Annotated in this window: 21 protein-coding genes and 1 pseudogene; 7 read left to right on the top strand and 15 right to left on the bottom strand. The window is 38.5% G+C overall.

The genetic code is table 11. The annotated features are described in order from the left end of the window. Positions 1 to 79: 79 nt before the first annotated feature. Positions 80 to 550: a geobacillin-26 family protein gene (locus tag AC6CHU_RS24145; protein ID WP_251284948.1), complete on the bottom strand. Its 471-nt coding sequence runs from the start codon at positions 548 to 550 to the stop codon at positions 80 to 82. Positions 551 to 1,140: 590 nt separating this feature from the next. Here AC6CHU_RS24145 and AC6CHU_RS24150 point away from each other — a divergent pair. From AC6CHU_RS24150 to AC6CHU_RS24165, 4 genes are all read left to right on the top strand, one after another. Then, positions 1,141 to 1,545, top strand: coding sequence for a hypothetical protein (locus AC6CHU_RS24150; protein ID WP_159865491.1), 405 nt, complete (start codon positions 1,141 to 1,143; stop codon positions 1,543 to 1,545). A 32-nt stretch (positions 1,546 to 1,577) separates the two neighbouring features. Beyond that, positions 1,578 to 2,093 (top strand): cupin domain-containing protein, encoded by a 516-nt coding sequence (locus tag AC6CHU_RS24155; protein ID WP_159865488.1) that lies wholly within the window; start codon positions 1,578 to 1,580, stop codon positions 2,091 to 2,093. A 506-nt stretch (positions 2,094 to 2,599) separates the two neighbouring features. After that, complete coding sequence (locus AC6CHU_RS24160) at positions 2,600 to 3,604, top strand: DUF3231 family protein (RefSeq protein WP_159865485.1); 1,005 nt, start codon at positions 2,600 to 2,602, stop codon at positions 3,602 to 3,604. Positions 3,605 to 3,908: 304 nt separating this feature from the next. Next, positions 3,909 to 4,637, top strand: a complete 729-nt coding sequence (locus AC6CHU_RS24165) for a MerR family transcriptional regulator (RefSeq protein WP_251284947.1) — start codon at positions 3,909 to 3,911, stop codon at positions 4,635 to 4,637. 213 nt (positions 4,638 to 4,850) lie between these two features. Here AC6CHU_RS24165 and AC6CHU_RS24170 read toward each other — a convergent pair whose 3' ends face one another. The 6 genes from AC6CHU_RS24170 to AC6CHU_RS24195 form a co-directional block, all read right to left on the bottom strand. Further along, a complete protein-coding gene (locus tag AC6CHU_RS24170) occupies positions 4,851 to 5,192 on the bottom strand; it encodes a YxeA family protein (protein ID WP_251284946.1) in 342 nt (113 codons plus the stop codon). A 674-nt stretch (positions 5,193 to 5,866) separates the two neighbouring features. Beyond that, positions 5,867 to 6,703 carry a sialate O-acetylesterase gene (locus AC6CHU_RS24175; protein ID WP_498122988.1) on the bottom strand — a complete coding sequence of 279 codons (837 nt, stop codon included), beginning with the start codon at positions 6,701 to 6,703 and terminating at the stop codon, positions 5,867 to 5,869. A gap of 300 nt (positions 6,704 to 7,003) precedes the next feature. Further along, complete coding sequence (locus AC6CHU_RS24180) at positions 7,004 to 7,546, bottom strand: small multi-drug export protein (protein WP_498122989.1); 543 nt, start codon at positions 7,544 to 7,546, stop codon at positions 7,004 to 7,006. Positions 7,547 to 7,563: 17 nt separating this feature from the next. Beyond that, positions 7,564 to 7,992 carry a hypothetical protein gene (locus AC6CHU_RS24185; RefSeq protein ID WP_159865473.1) on the bottom strand — a complete coding sequence of 143 codons (429 nt, stop codon included), beginning with the start codon at positions 7,990 to 7,992 and terminating at the stop codon, positions 7,564 to 7,566. Between the two features lie 2 nt (positions 7,993 to 7,994). Then, positions 7,995 to 8,201 carry a helix-turn-helix transcriptional regulator gene (locus AC6CHU_RS24190; RefSeq protein ID WP_159865470.1) on the bottom strand — a complete coding sequence of 69 codons (207 nt, stop codon included), beginning with the start codon at positions 8,199 to 8,201 and terminating at the stop codon, positions 7,995 to 7,997. Positions 8,202 to 8,539: 338 nt separating this feature from the next. Then, on the bottom strand, positions 8,540 to 9,130 hold the full coding sequence (locus tag AC6CHU_RS24195) for a TetR/AcrR family transcriptional regulator (protein WP_159865467.1): 591 nt from the start codon (positions 9,128 to 9,130) through the stop codon (positions 8,540 to 8,542). 118 nt (positions 9,131 to 9,248) lie between these two features. On the opposite strand from AC6CHU_RS24195, the gene AC6CHU_RS24200 reads away from it, so the two are divergent. Both AC6CHU_RS24200 and AC6CHU_RS24205 read left to right on the top strand, forming a co-directional pair. After that, positions 9,249 to 9,938 (top strand): GAP family protein, encoded by a 690-nt coding sequence (locus AC6CHU_RS24200; RefSeq protein WP_159865464.1) that lies wholly within the window; start codon positions 9,249 to 9,251, stop codon positions 9,936 to 9,938. Between the two features lie 22 nt (positions 9,939 to 9,960). Beyond that, positions 9,961 to 10,179, top strand: a complete 219-nt coding sequence (locus tag AC6CHU_RS24205; protein WP_498122992.1) for a hypothetical protein — start codon at positions 9,961 to 9,963, stop codon at positions 10,177 to 10,179. A gap of 140 nt (positions 10,180 to 10,319) precedes the next feature. Here the strand turns inward: AC6CHU_RS24205 and AC6CHU_RS24210 are convergent, their stop codons facing one another. Together AC6CHU_RS24210 and AC6CHU_RS24215 are read right to left on the bottom strand one after the other, a co-directional pair. Next, positions 10,320 to 11,183, bottom strand: coding sequence for a manganese catalase (locus AC6CHU_RS24210; protein WP_498123013.1), 864 nt, complete (start codon positions 11,181 to 11,183; stop codon positions 10,320 to 10,322). 237 nt (positions 11,184 to 11,420) lie between these two features. Continuing rightward, positions 11,421 to 12,605 carry a YhgE/Pip domain-containing protein gene (locus AC6CHU_RS24215; RefSeq protein WP_498122994.1) on the bottom strand — a complete coding sequence of 395 codons (1,185 nt, stop codon included), beginning with the start codon at positions 12,603 to 12,605 and terminating at the stop codon, positions 11,421 to 11,423. Between the two features lie 171 nt (positions 12,606 to 12,776). On the opposite strand from AC6CHU_RS24215, the gene AC6CHU_RS24220 reads away from it, so the two are divergent. Beyond that, positions 12,777 to 13,412 (top strand): TetR/AcrR family transcriptional regulator, encoded by a 636-nt coding sequence (locus AC6CHU_RS24220; protein WP_498122996.1) that lies wholly within the window; start codon positions 12,777 to 12,779, stop codon positions 13,410 to 13,412. A gap of 114 nt (positions 13,413 to 13,526) precedes the next feature. Here AC6CHU_RS24220 and AC6CHU_RS24225 read toward each other — a convergent pair whose 3' ends face one another. From AC6CHU_RS24225 to AC6CHU_RS24250, 6 genes and pseudogenes are all read right to left on the bottom strand, one after another. Continuing rightward, positions 13,527 to 14,276, bottom strand: a complete 750-nt coding sequence (locus tag AC6CHU_RS24225; protein WP_498122998.1) for an ABC transporter permease — start codon at positions 14,274 to 14,276, stop codon at positions 13,527 to 13,529. Further along, positions 14,273 to 15,037: an ABC transporter ATP-binding protein gene (locus AC6CHU_RS24230; RefSeq protein ID WP_498123000.1), complete on the bottom strand. Its 765-nt coding sequence runs from the start codon at positions 15,035 to 15,037 to the stop codon at positions 14,273 to 14,275. The genes AC6CHU_RS24225 and AC6CHU_RS24230 overlap by 4 nt, the downstream gene beginning before the upstream one ends. 165 nt (positions 15,038 to 15,202) lie before the next feature. Next, entirely contained in the window at positions 15,203 to 15,544 is a 342-nt protein-coding gene (locus AC6CHU_RS24235) for a DUF1048 domain-containing protein (protein WP_251284936.1), read from the bottom strand. A 1-nt stretch (position 15,545) separates the two neighbouring features. Next, positions 15,546 to 15,884 (bottom strand): PadR family transcriptional regulator, encoded by a 339-nt coding sequence (locus AC6CHU_RS24240; protein WP_159865444.1) that lies wholly within the window; start codon positions 15,882 to 15,884, stop codon positions 15,546 to 15,548. A gap of 463 nt (positions 15,885 to 16,347) precedes the next feature. After that, positions 16,348 to 16,503, bottom strand: a pseudogene (locus AC6CHU_RS24245) (DNA/RNA non-specific endonuclease); the annotation flags it as partial. A gap of 14 nt (positions 16,504 to 16,517) precedes the next feature. Then, entirely contained in the window at positions 16,518 to 18,281 is a 1,764-nt protein-coding gene (locus AC6CHU_RS24250; protein ID WP_498123002.1) for a Rieske (2Fe-2S) protein, read from the bottom strand. Positions 18,282 to 18,586 lie beyond the last annotated feature (305 nt).

Below are 18,586 nucleotides of genomic sequence, written 5' to 3' on the forward strand. Positions count from 1 at the left end.
TTTTAGTCGAATAAGAAAAATGTTCTGCCGGTCCTAACTGGATCTTCAACGCTTGCACCCGTTAGTGGAATATAAATTTTTAACTGGTTAGCATCGAATAATAAAACTTCGCATCCTGTAATGCAGTATTTAGGTTAATAGAATTTTCTATTGTATAGTAAACTGCAATTCCTGCAAGTATAGCAATAATTGCACCACTACTTTTAGGTATTTGTTTGGTCTTCTTATAGAAAATTAGCGTTGTTATAACAACAATTAAAAAGTAGGATGCAGATAGTATTATTTCAAATATATCCATGTTAACATCCTCAACAGCGGTTCTAAAATGCTCCAAATCCTCTTTATTATCCATATTCTCTACAATAGTAGATATGTTGCCTTGGTGACCAATTTTCCAAGTAAATGAATTTTGTTCTTTTATTACAGTGTATTGATAGCCCCCTGCCTTTTCTTCACCAATAACAAAAGGTGAACTCGCAAATACAATTGGAACAACTACTATGAAAAGTAAAATTAACATAGAAAACATTACTAAAAACTTCTCTTTCAATTGCATATCCCCCATATCTCATTCACAATAATGACACTACAATATGTTTAATCCCCTCTTAAAGAAACCTGCCCCGTTTGTTGAATAAGGAAAATGATATTGCCGGCAGTTCATGTGGCATTGAAAATTGACAGCTATTTTTGCACTGCATTTAAGAGGACAATACTTATTGTCCAACATAGAATATGATGTCAATTGCTATGTCAAAAATGATGAAAGAGGCTAAAAACCGAAATAAGGAAAAGGACGTGTGCCAATTCACAGGTCATTTTTTTTGCCATTTATCAGCCGAAAACGCAGCCCTTTATTTTTTTCAGGTGTATAAGTTAAATATGCTTATCATCATTAATGATTGCCTCCCGGACTTCCTCTTTCGTGCTGTTAATCTTAAATGGAACTGACTTCTTCTGGTCCATTCATTACTATTTACTTTTTCAAGTTCAAAGGAAAACTTTTATTTTGGGATTTATGAACAATACAAGAAAATCTAAAATCCTATCTATCATTGAGGTTCTCATCAAAAACCGATAGTATAGGTTATAAAGCATCAGATTTTTCTTCCAGTGTAATTGAAGGAGCGTGCGGAAATCATGAATACTGTTCTTACATACTTTATTTCGCTTTTTGTCATTGTGATATCAGTATTTACGACCCTTTTTATCAAAAATGAACTGGAGCAAATGTTTCGGGAAAAGCATAATATGATCCCTTTTCATATATGTAATATACTTATCACCTTTATGGTTTCCATTGTAGCAGATGCCGTATTGACGATTTATATCTTTGGCGAGAATTACAATTGGCTGCTGCAGCTGCTGACCCTTCTATTCATGATCTTACCGATTTATTTCTTAGGTCACCTGGCATTTGAAAAATATAAATCTGTGTATAAAAAATACATACCTGCTGAGAGCGGGAAGATATTAGTACTTAATGAAAAGTACTTAAAAAAGAAAAAATGGCCTTCAAAATTCAAAAAATATAATGACTTTTAATAAAACTGAATTTAGGGATTGGAGCATGTAAGATGAAGAATGAACATTACTGGGTTTCAAAGCTTGGACTAACTCCTCATCCAGAAGGAGGATATTATAAAAGAACCTTTCACTCAGAGGAATGTACGTCAGATCAGGAATTGTCTGTGAAATTCGAGGGAACCCGCAAGCTTTATACAAGCATTTATTTCTTGTTAACTTCCAATGATGTGTCCCACTTTCATCGATTGAAGTCGGATGAATTATGGTATTTTCACGCCGGAAGTCCATTAACCATTCATGTCATCACCGAAAATGGTGAATATGAAGAAATGAAATTAGGGTTAAATCTTGATAATGGAGAAGTACCTCAAGCTTTAGTGCCGAAAAATTCAATCTTTGGTTCCTCTATTATGGAGGAAGATACATTCTCTTTAGCAGGCTGTATGGTTTCTCCAGGCTTTGAATTTCAGGATTTTGAAATGTTCACACAAGCAGACCTTTTATCCAAATATCCTCAGCATAAGGAAATTATTTTGAAGTTAGCCTATGAAAAGATTCCTGAATAGCGATAAATGCAGTTCATAATAACTTGCATTATGACGTTTTATAAGAAGTATTTTTAGACAACTCACGTGTGATCAAAATTACCCGATAGTGAACTATAAACTTAGTTTCCTTCGAGATTAATGATGCATTCTTAACAGAGTTCACTTCCCCTTCGATTAGCTGACCATGACGATATGACAGTAACTAAAATGATTGTTTAAAGTTGCCTGTTCTCAACAAAAACCAACTATAATAAACTGAAATTATCATAATTCCCAAATAATTTGTTGTCGGTTCCTTTATGCCTAAATTAAGGGGTGTAACAATGAAAAAAGGTTGGATTTCAATTTTAGGTAGATTGATTTTAGGTTTAATCTTCTCATTCTTTATACTCGAATATAAAGGCTGGCAATATATACGACACAATCGTAACGGAGAAGTAGAACAAGTCATCCAACACATAAATGTTTGGAGTTATTTTTATCATCCCTTTTAGACATACTATTCACTAGGAGGGTGTTTATATATGGAAGAACGTAAAGTAAAATTAACAACGGCTGAAATCGCAGCTCTTTGGAAAATATACCAGTCAAACACTGCAGTAAGATGTTTTTACAAACATTTTCAGCAGCATCTTCAAGATAAGAAAATAAAGTCAATCATTGAAGAGGTTTTGGCTTTAGTTGAATCGATTATTGAAAAAATCGAATACATATTCAAAGAAGAAGGGTTCCCAATACCAGATGGGTTTTCAGATAAAGATATTGATTTATCAGCTCCTCCTTTATATACAGAATATTTCGCATTAAGCTTCCTTTATCGCGGAGGGCAGGTTATTATCCCTAGTTATGCAAATGTTATACAAAGAGTTACGCGATTAGATTTATATAAATTTTTCAAAGAGTGTCTGTACCGTGAGACAGAAATACACCAGAAAGCATTAGGCATTATGCTCTCAAAAGGTATACTCGATCGGGCTCCAAGCATGGAATATCCGGAGAATGTTCAATACATTCAGGAACGGCCATCAATACTATCTACCTGGTTTGGTGAAAAAAGACCTCTAAATTCGATTGAAATATCCGAGCTTTTTGTTGAAATTGAAAGAAATGCTATTGGGTTAATCCTATTAATGGGATTAATACAGGTAACCAAAGATAAGGAAATAAAGAATTATTTATTAAAAGGAAAAAAACTGGCTGAAAAGCAAGTGGATTCGTTTGAAAAATTATTGAATGAAAGTAATCATTATACTGGCTTCCCATTGCCTGTGGAAGTAACGAATTCAACAGTTTCTCCGTTTTCTGACAGGTTAGTGCTTTTTATAATAGCTACTGCTAACCAAATTGCTGTGTCAGCACTTGCGGATGCATTATCTGTCACCATGCGGAAGGATGTAGCCCTCCATTATTCCTTAATTACTACTGAAGTTTTAAAGTACGGTGAAGAAGGACTGAAACTTTTGATTGAACGAGGCTGGATGGAGCAGCCGCCTCAGCCCATTGACCGAAATAAGCTTTCTGAATCCTAACTCATATTGAGGTTAAATAAGATCAAGTTACGTTCTTATTTTTCAGTAAAAACATCCATCTAATGGTTTCCGGTGAATTCCCGGATTATTGAAGTATAAAACATAGACCTCTCGAAAAAGAGGTCTTTTTGCTTGCAACAGAATCAAGAGATACCCTTGCTATAAACGTCCCCCCACCTTTTCCACCCAATGAATTTACTCAGACAACATGAATTCTGTAACTGCTTTTAATATTTTTAAAAAATCATATTGACTCTCACGTTACAGGATACTTTATAGTAACTAGTGAAGGGAGCGAAACACGATGAAAGTAAAGGAAGTAGCTGAATTAGTGGGAATTAGTGTGCGCACACTGCATCATTATGATGAAATTGGGTTATTAACTCCAGATGAAACCACTGAGGCCGGTTATCGGGTTTATTCTGACGAGAATCTCGAGACCCTGCAGCAAATCTTATTTTTTAAAGAGCTCGGCTTCCCTTTGAAAAAAATCAAGGAAATCATTGATAGTCCTTCTTTTGACCGGGAGGAAGCGCTGATCATGCAGCATAAGATGCTTCTCGAGAAAAAGAGACGGCTCGAAAAGATGATCGGGACTATTGAAAAAACCATCCAACATTCGAAAGGAGAAATACAAATGTCTAAACAGGAAAAGTTCGAAGGCTTTGACTTTAGCCATAACCCATATGAACAAGAAGCAAGAGAAAGGTGGGGTGACAAGGCAGTTGATGAAGCAAATGAAAAAGCGAAAAACATGACGGCTTTCGATCAGGAAAGGTTCAACGACATTTATCGCAGCCTTGCCTCCATTCGCCATCTCTCACCAGATTCCAAAGAAGCTCAAGAAGGGATTAAAGAGTGGTATCAATTCTTAAATAAGTTGGGGAACTACTCTCTTGATGCATTCAAGGGATTGGGGCAAATGTATGTTGATGACGAGCGCTTCACGAAGAATATTGACAAATTTGGTGAAGGCTTAGCACAATTCATGTGTGACGCTATGGCTGTATATGCGGATAAAAATAAAAAATAATGTCCAATAATGGCTATGGCTTTCCGCTATAGCCTTTTATAATGGTTCTTTTAAAAAGATTCTTGTTTTTGTTTATGAAGTCCGCCCGTTGATTTTTGTTCCAATCAACTCAGCAAATTAAAACAGCTTTGAAAAAGCAACAAACTTTATCAAAACAGCCTTTGCAATAAAAGACGCATTCCTTTTTATGAATGCGCCCGCTTGTCATAATTCCTACTTAAGTTTTGCCGCTGCTTTCGCTGGCAGTTCCCCCGCTTGCACCTCTTCCCACTCATCTACGAAGGAGCCTTTCACTTCTACTTTTAAAAAGGCATTTTCCCTTAATACTTTCCCGGAGCCAAACGTAATTTCCTTTTCTTCGCCTTCTTCGTTATATCCGATCAGTGTATACTCATATCGGCTGCCCTTTGGAACAGCTTCCTCATTAATCTGTACATACACTTCGTCTTTAGCTACTAATGGGTTAAAATGATCCATGTCTTCCTTTGGAACAATAATAAACAATCCAGCAATCAAAATAACGATTGCAAATAAAACCCCAACAAAACTTTTCATTAATAATCTTCCCCTTTATCTATTTTTTGTGGATGGAGCGCATCCAAGAATAAAAAACCTTAGCAGATTTGATCATTTAATTCAGCGGCCGCCCGCTTTCCATCTACAAGGACTACAACAATCGCAAACAGGAGTTCGAATAGCTTTTTCAATACTGTCCTCTCCTTTCTTTTAACTACTTGATGATTTCATTATAAAAAATAGCGGGTATTCTTCCTATCGATTTGGATTACATAAACATTACATTGTTGTAAGATAAGCACTTTTCGGGGCATTATTGATATAGCCCGAAGCCGAGCTATACTTTGCGAAGAGACAGAGAAATTAAAATAAATCATTAAACTGATAACCTTCCAAATATTATCAGTCCAGGTATGTCATGCATTCTAAATAGCCATTCCCCAATTGGACGGTTTTCTTAGGTAAGAAGACGTTTTTTGATTTATCCCTGCACATTAAGGGAGTAATGTTGAACTTAAACTATAAAGTGATTTTGTTTAAAAAGAGCCGGAATCTATAACAAAGAAAACTCGCCCAGTTTTGGGGCGAGTTTTGCTCTATTATAGCCATTGGAGATGTCAAAAAGAACTGTCAATTCGGTGCATATTTTTAGAAAAGCACCTCAAAACGGAACCCTTTAAGTTTACAGGTAAGCTCTCTTCTATATTTAAATTTTATTTATGAGAGACAGCATTTGAAAACTCCTCAAAGCTCATTTCTCCTAATGCAAATTTCGTACTTTCTGCAAAAATCCGTTCATTTTTCGTCAGTTCACGCTTTGCTGCCTTTTCGATCCATTCCTCTTCTCTATCCAAACTATCTAAAACATGCTTTTGTTTTGAAAAAGCTTCATAATATCTTAATCCAAATTTCCTTTGGGAAACAGCATCAGTATGTATGCCATCTGGATTTGCCGTCAAGCCTTTTGAGGTTACAAAATAGCAATTCTTTTCGGAATGAGCCACTTTAGATAAGATCTCGTTTATTTGTTTAAATTCTGCCGCACTTTTCCCGAATCCCGACTGTCCCAGATAATGTCCCAGCTCACCTATTATGATAGGAATATCCTTTGCATTCAATTCTTCTCTCAAATGTTTAAACAATGAAAGCAGTTTAGTTTCATATGTTTTATACCGTTCTCCGTAACTGTCGCTTTCACCCTGATGCCACAGGATTCCGACTAGTTCACTTGTTTCTATTGCAAATTTTGCTTCAGAGATCGCGTGTCTTGTTAATACTCCATTAATTGCCCATTCATCAATAGAGCTGCCTCCCTCTGCACATGGAATAAGCCCAATCCTCTCGCCTGGATGACCCTCTGTCCAGGCCTCGGCAAAAGAGGCGGCCGGCCCAACACCAGCTACGTGGCGATCAACGTTTATTGGCTCCGCCATCATCTGCCATCTACCGTTTCGCAGCATATGTATGTTCTCATTAATAATAGACGGCACATCCTCCAAAAATCCTCTGCCAGCCATGTTGGATTGTCCGATTAATAGTATAGATTTCATATAGTATCCTTTCTTCTGCCAAGTTTTAAATCATATTTAATGGCCTGGTATTAAGTTACGCACCACTTTTGTTCTTTTGGGCTTTTACTCCGCAATACATCAAACCGCAATTTTACAATACCATTTATCCAGGTACCCTAAAAAGTATACTGCCCTTTTCTTTATCACTCTACCATGCAGAATGACTGAATCCGTTTCCGACCTGAGTGAACCTTTATTAAACAAAAAGGACACTTTCTATGCAAAAGCGCCCGAAAACTGTATTAATATGAAGGATCTTAAAGGTCTCTATATGAAGTATTAGTTGCTGAATAGGCGGACTAAAAAACCATCTTCTTCGACATGAGGCATAAAATAGGTGATTCCATAACTTGCAGCTACAGAGATAATGACTGTCCAAAGGAATAAACTGGCCAGCATCCAGCCAGTTACCCTCTTTCTTGTCGAACCAAAGCTCATACCCATAAACGCGGATATATGAGATCCCACGAAAAAAGGGCCAATGATCGCTAAGCCGGGTAAGCCATATTTATCAAAAAGTGCACGGGCACGCTTGCTTTTTTTCGACTCTTCCATGCCCTCAGGATCTGCTTGGGCTGCTGCAACTTCTTCCACATGCATTACATCTTGCATACGCTTCTTTTGTTTTCTCTTTTTCATCCATTTCTTTACTTGATCCACAAAAACAATTAACAAAACCACTGTCAGAGCATTCCCTAAAAAGGCAACTATCGCTGTCAATACTGGAGATAAACCACCGATGATAGCCAATGGAATCACAGTAATAAGTTCAAATAACGGAATCGCTGCCAGAAGAAATACAAAAATATACGATAAAAGCATTTCCCACGTCCTCCCCTTTATTCATAAAGTTTTTTAACTTCCGACCAAAAAATAAAATACTGCCCAATGCCAAGTACAGTCAAAGCGATGACAGGGAGCAGCTCGACATCTCTAAACAGTGTCACCGCAACAATCGCTGCCGGAATTGCAAAATAGTAATAAATATACACCTTGCGGCAAGCACGGTACGTAATATATTGATGTCCTTCATCTTCTTCTTTCAGTTCATAAGGGATAAAGGTAAGAATACGAATCTTCCGGTCTGGGTACTTACGGTTAAAATAAACCATTGTTCCGAAATAGATGATGACAAAAATAGCATAAGCAATAAAAATCATTGTCGTCATGTAATTCCGCTGCTCTAAAACGATGCTCATTGAATAAATGACCGCAAGCCCAATCAGAAACACGCTCATTGTAAAAGGTGAACGCAAAAACCGTTCCATGATCACTCCTCCTCCCCCTCTATCCAAAACACTTCCTCTAAATCGACACGCAGTGCTTTAGCGATTTTCAATGCTAACAGCACAGACGGCGCATAGTCCCCTTTTTCAATCATGCCAATGGTTTGACGGGTGGCACCAGCCAATTTAGCTAAATCAGATTGTGTATAATTATGCCTCGCTCTTAATTCCTTCACTCTATTCCTCAGCATATTTAACATCCCCTATTACCATATCCTTCTTCTTTATTGTAAAGGATTCTTTACATTAGGTCAAACATATTTGTCATTTTGTTAAGAATTCATAGCATATATCGTAGTTACTCATAATTCAAAGCCTGGTGCAATGATAGATAATGAAGTGCCCTGGCCTTTAAAAAGTCTGCCACCACAAATCGCATTACTACAAAACAGCTGTTACTCATCAATCTGGTCCTTTTCATGAAGAAGGCGCTTTTCCTCATTTCTGAGAAGCGCCAGTTTGTAAAATATAAGGTTTAAGTTAAGATATTTAAAGAGTTATTAACTTCCACTAATTAACTCCATTGATTTTAATTGCAAAGTGTTTCTAAATGAGTCCGAATTACTTCCTTTACCTTTTCCGGAGTATACACATCAGGTCTTAACAAAGCATGGATTGACAATCCGTCAATCAATGCCGATAGCCTTATCTTTTCTAATTCAACATTAATGGAATCCAATAAAATCCCCTTTAGAACTAAGATCTCGAGCATTGATTTCGCTAATTCATATGTACCGTTAGTCATTTCATCTTTCTTTTCTTTTAATGTATCACTTGTAAGTGAACGCAGTGCAAATATCCACCAGACACTCGTTTCAGTCTTCTTTTCGTCATCAATTGGTACAAGCTCTAATAGTACTTCTTCTACTGCCCGCAATGGTTTTTCCGACCACTCTTTGTTTTGAGAACGTTTTTTTCCTTCCTCTAAGTAGTAATTCATGATAAACAATAACATTTCGTCTTGAGTAGAAAAGTAATGTCTTAACGCTCCTGCAGACATCCCTGCTTCTGCTGCAACCCTGCGTATAGATGCACTTTCAACCCCCTCTTCCTTAATAATATTCCATGCTGCTTCGGCGATTGTTTTCCGTTTTTGTTCGTGATTAACGATTCTTGGCATGATAAAACACTTCCTTTTTTTAGCACGGTGTGTTATTATATTTTTAGCACAGTGTGTTATTATAATACCACCTTTTAAGAAAGGGTACTATTGATATGTTTGAAACAATGAACTATTGATGCCTTCTTCATCCATAGATTTATCGACAACCCTAATGTATATTTCCATTTGTGCATTCATTGATATATTAAGCCCTGGAGTACTTGCTGTAACAGCTTATATGATATTGACACAACCGAATCAATTATCTTCACGTTTGCTTGTTTTTTTGTTTATTACACAGTTAGGGTATATTACATTAGGTTTGCTGCTTTACTTTGGTGGAAATTCACTCTTGAAGAAGGTAGAACAATTATCAGAATTTGACTTTATTAATTGGTTTTATATCCTATTGGGTGCTGTTCCTGCAATAATAAATTTTAGTAAACCACAAGAATCCACAAAGAAATGTTTCATTTCAATTATCTCTAATAATATAACCCTTAAAGGGATGATTGTAGTGGGAATGGTTGTTTTCCTAATTGAATTTGTAACTGCTTTGCCTTATTTTTATTCAATCTTTTTAATGAATCATCTAGATATCAAGACTGCACCTTCTGTCTTTATAATCATTGGGTACAATCTGATCATGATTCTTCCTTCTCTGCTATTGTTAGGGATTAATTGTAGGTTTAAAGAGAGGCTTCAGCAATTACTTAATAAAATCAAATTCAAATTAAATGAAGCTCCTATTTCTTCACTCCTGGCCGCAACAGGTGTTGCAGGAGCAATTTTTTTCAATATTGGACTTAGAGGCATATTAAATTAAAAGAAAGTAAGAGGTGTTCATCATGAAAGAATTCATTAATGGAGTTAGTCTGCTCTTCCTTATTCAAGGTGTAGGCGGATTTATTAATCATTTGACTAATGGCGGAAAAAGCTGGTTTTTAGTAAATTATATTGGTGCATTTCAAGGGTTTGAAATCGTTATCGACATTCTATTAATTGTTATTGGAGGGATTATCGCTTTATATTCTCGTAAAATACCATCAAGTAACACCGATAAATAAATTTTATAAAATAATATAAATACAAAGCGAGAACTTCTCCCTATGTATTATTTGATTAATAGTAGTAAAAGAGCCCCACTCGTTTGGAAAAGGGGGCATTGCTTCTAATTAAAACAGTATTGCTGCTATCTAATTAAAATTTAGCACATGCTGGGAGGAATATTTGTCGGGTTCATCTTTAGAGCTTGTGGTGGAGTATTAAAAATATATGGCGGCGCCGGTTTTAGCTTTGGTGCCTTAGCAAATGGAAGCGGATGTTCGACATAATTGAAAGTACCCTGACAATCCATGCTCGTTCCATGTGCCCACCGTCCCTTTGCACTATCATTACCTTGTGAAAAGTTAAATAAAGTATAAGAGACTTCACGTTTTTCAAGCTCTTTAGGGAATGCTACCGGGACAACGATTCCTCCTTCTGCTTCCTCAAGTTCCTTAATAGCCGCAATCCACTGGTTTTGGTGCATCGTGTCGCGTGCAATAAGAAAAGACAGCATATCCTTTACGCCTCCGTCATTTGTAGACTCGTATAAACGAACTGCCTGGAGCCGCCCTTGAGATTCAGCATTTAAATTAGCTCTGAAGTCAGCTAAAAGGTTGCCACTTGCAGCAATATAGTCTGCCTTCCAACGGTTACCGACACTGTCAGATGGCATTGCACCCAGTCCTGACACAATCGCATGCTGCGGGTTCATCCCACCCAGAATAGCTCCTAAGACTGGATCTTTCGCGGCCTCTTCCAGGTCTCCTACTGGCGCATTATCTAACAAACGGGCTATCATGGTTGCCAGCATCTCTATATGTGCAAGCTCTTCTGTCCCAGTATCCATTAGTAAATCTTTATACTTTCCATTCCCTCTTACATTCCACCCTTGAAATAAATATTGAAGTGCAACAGAGATTTCACCAAATTGCCCTCCCAGTACTTCCTGTAACTTTTTTGCAAAAATTGGATCGGGTCTTTCAGGCTTAGCCTGATACTGCAATTCTTTTATATGATAAAAAATAGGGATCTCCTCCTCTTTTTTTCTGATTACCCACCAATCCAACTTATGCAATTTTTAAGCATATTGCTCCTGTACACTTAAAAAACAACAAATGAATTCCCGTATTTTCGGAACTTCTTATTAAACTAACTGCTCTTAGCTCAATAAAAAAAGCGACACCTCATATTGAAGTATCGCTCCCGCTTTTTCTAAAACAAGCCGTTCTAATATATGGAGATCGCTTGTTTATGATTATCTCTAATTTCCAGTCTGTGTTTGCTCTTTTAATGAATTCATTTTTAAAGCAGAAGCTAGTATGATGGCCAAACTTACTGCTCCAATCCATACAAGGGCAGATAAAGGTGAACTCCAGGTTAGTCCCTTACCAAAGAAGAATAATTCACGCAAACCTTCTATCATAAAACGCATTGGCAGCCAAGAATAAATCCACTCTCGATATATTGGAGACATCATTTCAGGTGCCAGTGCCAGTAAAGGTGCGCCAAAGAATAACAATAAGGCAAAGACTGGGATACCTTTAATGCCAACGAATGAAAGTACAGCTAAAATCATTAGGATAAAGCTGAATGAAGTAACTGCTAAAAATAATGCTGTATCAAGGAAATCCGGAATATTAAATCCTACCATTCCCTCTGCTAACCACGTTAATCCAAATCCAATGACAAGGGAAATCATTGCAGCCATTAAAACTTGCACTGCCTTTGCCCTAAGGTTCTCTTTTCGATTAGCTATTGGCAGTTTACTAACGGCAAGAAAGAGAATCGCTGCACTTGCTAAGCTGCTAATCCATAACGGCTGGAATAAGGATACAGGAGAATTGCCATTTGCACTATTAGTACCGATTTCATTCACATTCGCAACTTTTTTTGTAATAGGAGCTGCTAAGCTTGCAGCTTGTTTCACTGTTATGGCTGCTCCCTGTTTTTCAAGTCCATCAAGGAGTTCTTTACGGACATTGTTATTCATATTGTCAACTATTCCATTCAATAACTGTCCTGCCATTGCGGAAGCAGCTGTATTCATTCCCTGGTTAATATATATTTGAATTTCAGGTGAGGAAGGTGCTGCCGTCTTGAAAGAAGCCTGTTTCACACTGAAATCTTTCGGAATGACTAATGCTGCATAATATTTTTGATGATCCATTCCTTTTTGTGCCTCTTCTGCTGTTTTTACTTTTACCCATTTCACAGCTGGGTCTTCACCATCTGCAGAACCTGAATTCTTTTGTATCATTTCAATTATCGTTTTCCCCATATTCAAATTTGGCTGATTTGGAACTTCCACTCCGTCGTCCTCATTTACGATGGCAATCGGCAGATTTTTCGGCTGTGGCTGTACTGATGGAAACAATGTAAGCGAGAATATAAAAATAATGGCCAATGCGATGATTGGAGCAGCTAATAACAGTTTGTTTTTGAACATATATTTATTCCTCCCCGTATTTTTTGTTATAATAACGAACAACCTGTTGTTTATTATACTTCTAATCTTATTATTGAATTGCTTACTGCTCAATCATCAACAATGTCAGATGTGTTGGTTACGGAACACTTTATATAAATGTGTTGGATAATATTTTTGGGAGGGAGTACCTTGCGTGAAAGTAATACGGATTTACGGGTCATTCGGACAAAAGAATCCATCCGGGATGCACTCGTAGAATTAATCGAGGAAAAAGGTTTCGATGCGATAACAGTAAAAGACATAACAACCAGAGCAAGGATTAATCGAGGTACATTTTATGCACACTATCAAGACAAATTTGATTTAATAACGAAATGTGAAGACGAAATTATGCTTGAGATGTACCGAATTGCCAAACAGAACTTCCCAGGAGTTATTGCCATACTTGAAACCAATTCGGCGACCTTAACACCACTTCCCGCTGCGGTGTCAATTTTTGAATATATAAATCAAAATAGTGATTTTATGAAAGCTGTATTAGGTCCAAAGGGAGATTTATCATTTCAATCAAGGCTGAAACATTTTATTTGGAAAACAATGTTTGGAAATAATCCGGATGCATTTATTAAGGAAGATGATTTACTGGTTCCAGGACAATATTTAGCTTCCTACGTCGCATCTGCACATATAGGAGTCATTCAGCAATGGCTGGATAGTGGCAGGAAGGAATCTCCCCAAGAAATGGCACGGATTCTATCAACTATGACTGCTAATGGCCCCCTCTTTGCTGCTGGGTTAAAAAATGATAAAAGGGACCATACCTAAAATAAGGTACCCTCCCTTTTTTTTGCTGATTAAACTAAGTTTGTTAAACCAGGATAGGAGATTACAAACCGAAATTAACATATTTACCCAGATTTTTTAATTGTTTTGGTGTGCTCATCCTAATTGGCGTTTAAATACTTTGATGGCAATGAAGTATGAGATGAGCATGATGCCGACGCACCAGACTAGGGCGGTCCAGATACCATCGCCAGCTTCTCCTTCATACAATAGGGCTCTTATTGAATTTACAATTGAGGTCACTGGCTGATTCTCAGCGAACAAACGAACTATTTTAGGCATGGTTTCAGTAGGGACAAAAGCAGAACTGATAAACGGCAGGAAAATAAGCGGATACGAGTACGCTGTCGCCCCTTCCATAGACCCTGCTGTCAATCCGGGAATGACCGCAAGCCATGTTAGTGCCAATGTAAACACCCCTAGTAAACCCACTACCCCAAGCCAATCCAAAAGATCAGCGTTAGGCCGGAAGCCTATTAAAAGGGCGATGAGAATAACCAACATAATAGTGAACGCATTGGAAATAAGCGAGGTCAATACGTGAGCCCATAATATGGAAGATCGCTTAATTGGCATGGTTATGAAACGCGCCATCAGCCCGCCCTTTACATCATTAAATAACCGCAAGGATGTATAGGCAACACCTGATGCAATCGTGATCAGCAGGATTCCCGGCACTAAATAATTCACGTAGTTCTCCGTTCCTGTCTGAATAGCTCCGCCAAATACATAGACAAACAGCAGCATCATCATAATCGGTGTAATGGCAACCGTGATAATAGTATCAGGACTGCGCATGATATTTCGTATTAATCTCCCTAGTAATACCCCAGTGCTGCTTTTCATTTTAATCCTCCTTTATTGCCGATGATCGCGAGGAAAATTTCCTCCAATGCCGGCTGCTTCTCAATGTATTCTACTTTTACTGGATGGAACATCTCCTTTAGTTCAGTAAGAGTACCGGTCTTGATGACTCTTCCCTCATGCAGGATGGCAATTCTATCTGCCAATTTTTCAGCTTCCTCCAGGTACTGGGTCGTCAGAAATATGGTGGTGCCTCCTCCTGCAAGCTCTTTGATGGTATCCCAGACCTCAATCCGGGCTTCAGGATCAAGCCCTGTTGTCGGTTCATCCAGGAAAATGACCGCTGGCGTCCCGATCAGGCTCATTGCGATGTCTAGCCGTCGCTTCATTCCTCCCGAATACTTTTCGGTTCTTTGATTGGCAGCTTCAGTTAGACTAAATCTTGCAAGCAGGTTGTCTGCGACTTGAGCCGGTTTAGAAACTCCCCGCAACTTTGCGATCATTATCAAGTTTTCTCTCCCGGTAAGTATGCCGTCTAAAGCTGCAAACTGTCCTGTCAGGCTAATACTCTGGCGAACATGTTCTGATTGAATTTGGGTGTCATATCCACAAATACACACTTCGCCTCCATCTGGTTTCATCAGAGTCGATAGGATGTGAACTGCAGTTGTCTTGCCTGCTCCATTTGAACCAAGCAGTGCGAAGATTTCACCTCGACTCACTTCAAGGTCCACGTCCTTTAAGACTTCCTTGCTGTTAAAAGATTTTTTTAATCCTTTTACTGAAATGGCTGGATTACTCATATTTTTTCCCTCCTATATACAAGGCTCATATACTACACTACTCAGTATCACTTGTAATCTGTAATACTTACTACCGGTCAAAAAATATAACTGAATAGTGTAATTGAAACATCGGTAATCAACTATTCAGCCGAAATTATCTACTTGATCCTTTGGAACTCGCAGTCACCCGCGATCTATCGTGTCGTTTAATTTTTTTCTATATTTGTCCTTCCAAGTTTCCTCATCCTTCACCAGCTCGTCGCAGAAAGCAGCCACGTCCTCTCCGGTAAGATCTGTAACCTTCTTTCCTTCAGCTGCTCCTTCTTCGAAAAGGTCGAGAATGCCAATAAAAATACGGCTGCTATCCTTCCAGTCGGTTGGAGCACCGCCAGCAGTCCACATATATTTTTGGATAGCTTTGTAAGCGGTACGGTATTCATTGGGAAGTGCCTTCGCACGTGCCTCCATGTCCCTCCATTCCCGCTTACCTTCCAGGCTTCCGATAATTTTCTCAAAAATGTTCATATTACTTCACTCCTTTTAATTTTTTGCTCTTAAGTTCGTAAATTTTACTTGAGACGAAATCCCATTTTTTCCAAAATAGCTCGAGGTGCTCTTTACCAGCTGCGTTAAGTGTGTAAAATTTTCTTGGCGGCCCCATATTGGATGGCTTTTTCTCGATATCCACCAATTTATTTTTCTCAAGCCGCATGGTGATGGTATAAACTGTGCCCTCAACTACATCAGTGAAGCCAAGCTCTCGCAGCTGCTGTGTGATTTCATAGCCATAAGTTTCACCGCGGCTGATGATTTCAAGCACACAGCCTTCAAGCACCCCTTTCAGCATCTCTGTAATATTTTCCATTATTTTCCTCCTTTCTGATATAACTTTAATTAAGGGTATTAATTATGGTATTATGTGTTACTGGTATTATGTGTTACTGGTATTCATTATCACTGACTACTACTATATAGTATTACAGATTAGTGCTATTTGTCAAAAAAACTTTTCGTCAAAAAAGCCCTTTTTTCCCCCTAGAGTATTATAGGCTTTTTCATCCTCAGGAAATTAAGCAGCATGTAATCTTCTTAAGCAGAGCGATTCCTTCAGATTTCACATTGCGAAATGATGGCGGATTAGTACGCACGCAGCGTTTGTGCTAGTCTTTGATTAATAAAAAAAAAGACCGATAAATAAACATCGATCTTTTCAATGATATACCATTTTTACATGCCTAACAGCTGTTCTCCCAATTTCGTATTAATGCCTTTACCATATCCTATAAATTAGTTGTCTGTTTTCAATACATAAAAAAACAGACACCCTTTTATTCTCCTACCATCCCATCGTTATCACGATCGTCCATATAAGGATATAGCCAATGATCGCTCATAATGGACATGCTGTAACCTGCATCTTTTGCTTCTTGTATAGTCACTTGGCCGTTACCATTTGTATCGACACTAGAGATATCATCTTTTTTGTTGTCCTCGTTGATTAATCATCTTCAAATAATTTTTCTCCTCGGTGGAGTCGCATGGCAATTTGTGCTGTATGCGGCATTTCCCTGGCAGTTGGGGCATGGCCTGCCAGATAACGTGTTACCGCGAGAATCAATGTTTCCTGTGCATACCTGGCAAACTCGGAATCCTCTTTTTCCCAATAATCATGTTCGATCATTGCTGCTTCATACATTTGAAATGAATGAAACTCTGCATCCTCCCTTAGTAAAGCGTGTCCCAGCGTATTTAAGAGTTGACTTTTATCACCGCCGCGTGCAAGATAATTTACTGCCCATCTTGCTGATTCTGAAACCTGCTGCTGTTGATTCATCATCTCCAATAATTCTGAATGATTCTGCGGTTCAGTTTCTCCATCCTTTGGTTCCGGTCTTCTTGCAGACGGTGTATTGAGAAAACGGTCAAGATACACACTCATTGCTCCGTGGAAAACAGCCCTGGTCAATTCAGGTGTTGTAGAGCGGCGTAACGATTCATGTACCGCATGTGCGTGAGTAAAAGTATGAAGTACGGTAATCCAATCCCTGAAATCATTTTGAACATGGAAACGGGAAATCCGGTCTGCAGCCGCTAAGGTTACGATCTGGGCCAAACGGGAAGGAGTGACGCCGTTTTTAAGTACATCTACCATGGTATTTACCGTTTTGATAGGATCATCAGATAAAATTTGTTGAGTCAAGGCTGTTTCATCTATATAATTGCCCCCTGGTGAGGTGTCATCAGCAAGGATATTAGGTAATTTCCGGAACGCTTCCATTAATGGTTTGACCAGGTTCACAGGAGATTGCCAGCTATGGGATTCTTCACTGCGGGATACATCACCGATACCAGGTATCAAGGATGACAATACATAGGGCCGATGCTCAAAACCAATCTGATTTAAAATCTCGAATGCTTTATTATGAAAATCAAGAGTATGACCAGTATTTACATAAAAATGATCCGTGACCGCTGTCATCATCATGTCAGCAAGCTGTTCTTCCGAGAACCCCAATTCTATCGCGGTCAATAGCACCCGCTCTGCTCCCTGCGAATCACGCACCTCCACACAATGACGATACCATTCTGATAATTGTTCGAATGATTGGGTATTCTTTTCATTTAATACAGGAAGGGATCCAAGTAAAAAGCGTGTTCCCATTCCGGCACTTTCCCGTGCAACATGAACCAGGCCTTGAAACATAGCCATTATCTGGCCAGTTTTATCCAATTTAGGCAATACATTTGTCATGGCTGTTAAAATCGTTAATCCCGATCCCCATCCACTCCTTCGATGTGTTGTTCCGAAATCGACACCGATTTTTGCAATCTCTGTCGCCGGAAAACCCGCTTCCATCAATCCTACAACTGCTTTGGCGATGACAAGACTAATATTTTGCTCAAGGCCGTCACGTAATCGCTTCTTTAATTTTTCGATTGTCACCTTGTTAAATGGAACCGGGTGAACCCAAACCTCATCTGCCTTAATCTCGACAGGATAAGCAGGGACATCATCTGCCCAAGGATCCAAGGTACCGCCGCTTTTTATATCAAAGCGCGCATGATGCCAGTGACACGTCAAAATCCCATCACATAGGCTTCCTGTATGGAGGGGAAAACCCATATGCGGGCAGCGGTTATCCACCGCATAGACTTGTTTTTCGTAAACAAATACGGCAATTGCATGACTACCAGCTTTAATTACCTTTGCACCTTCATCTTCAAGCGTCTTTAACGAGCCTGCATAAATCAATTCTGACAATGGAATCACTCCCTAAAATGAAATTTATATGACCCCTCTAGATTAGGATAGTAAGCTTACTAAAATGGTTATCTACAACTTTATATTATGGATGAAATACAGGAATCCTTCATAAGTGGGGACTTTTTCTCATCCAAAAGGCTGATAGATGGATTAACTTCTACATGCTCTCTCCACAAAGGGCCTTTCGTCGAAAGAACATCATCTTCATGATCAAAACCAGGAGAGTGGCCAACCTCATGTCCAGCAGTTTATTTTTTCCTGGCATCACTTAGTGGGCAGAAAACTGCCCAATACTTAATATT

The organism is Cytobacillus sp. GQ23 (assembly GCF_059758675.1).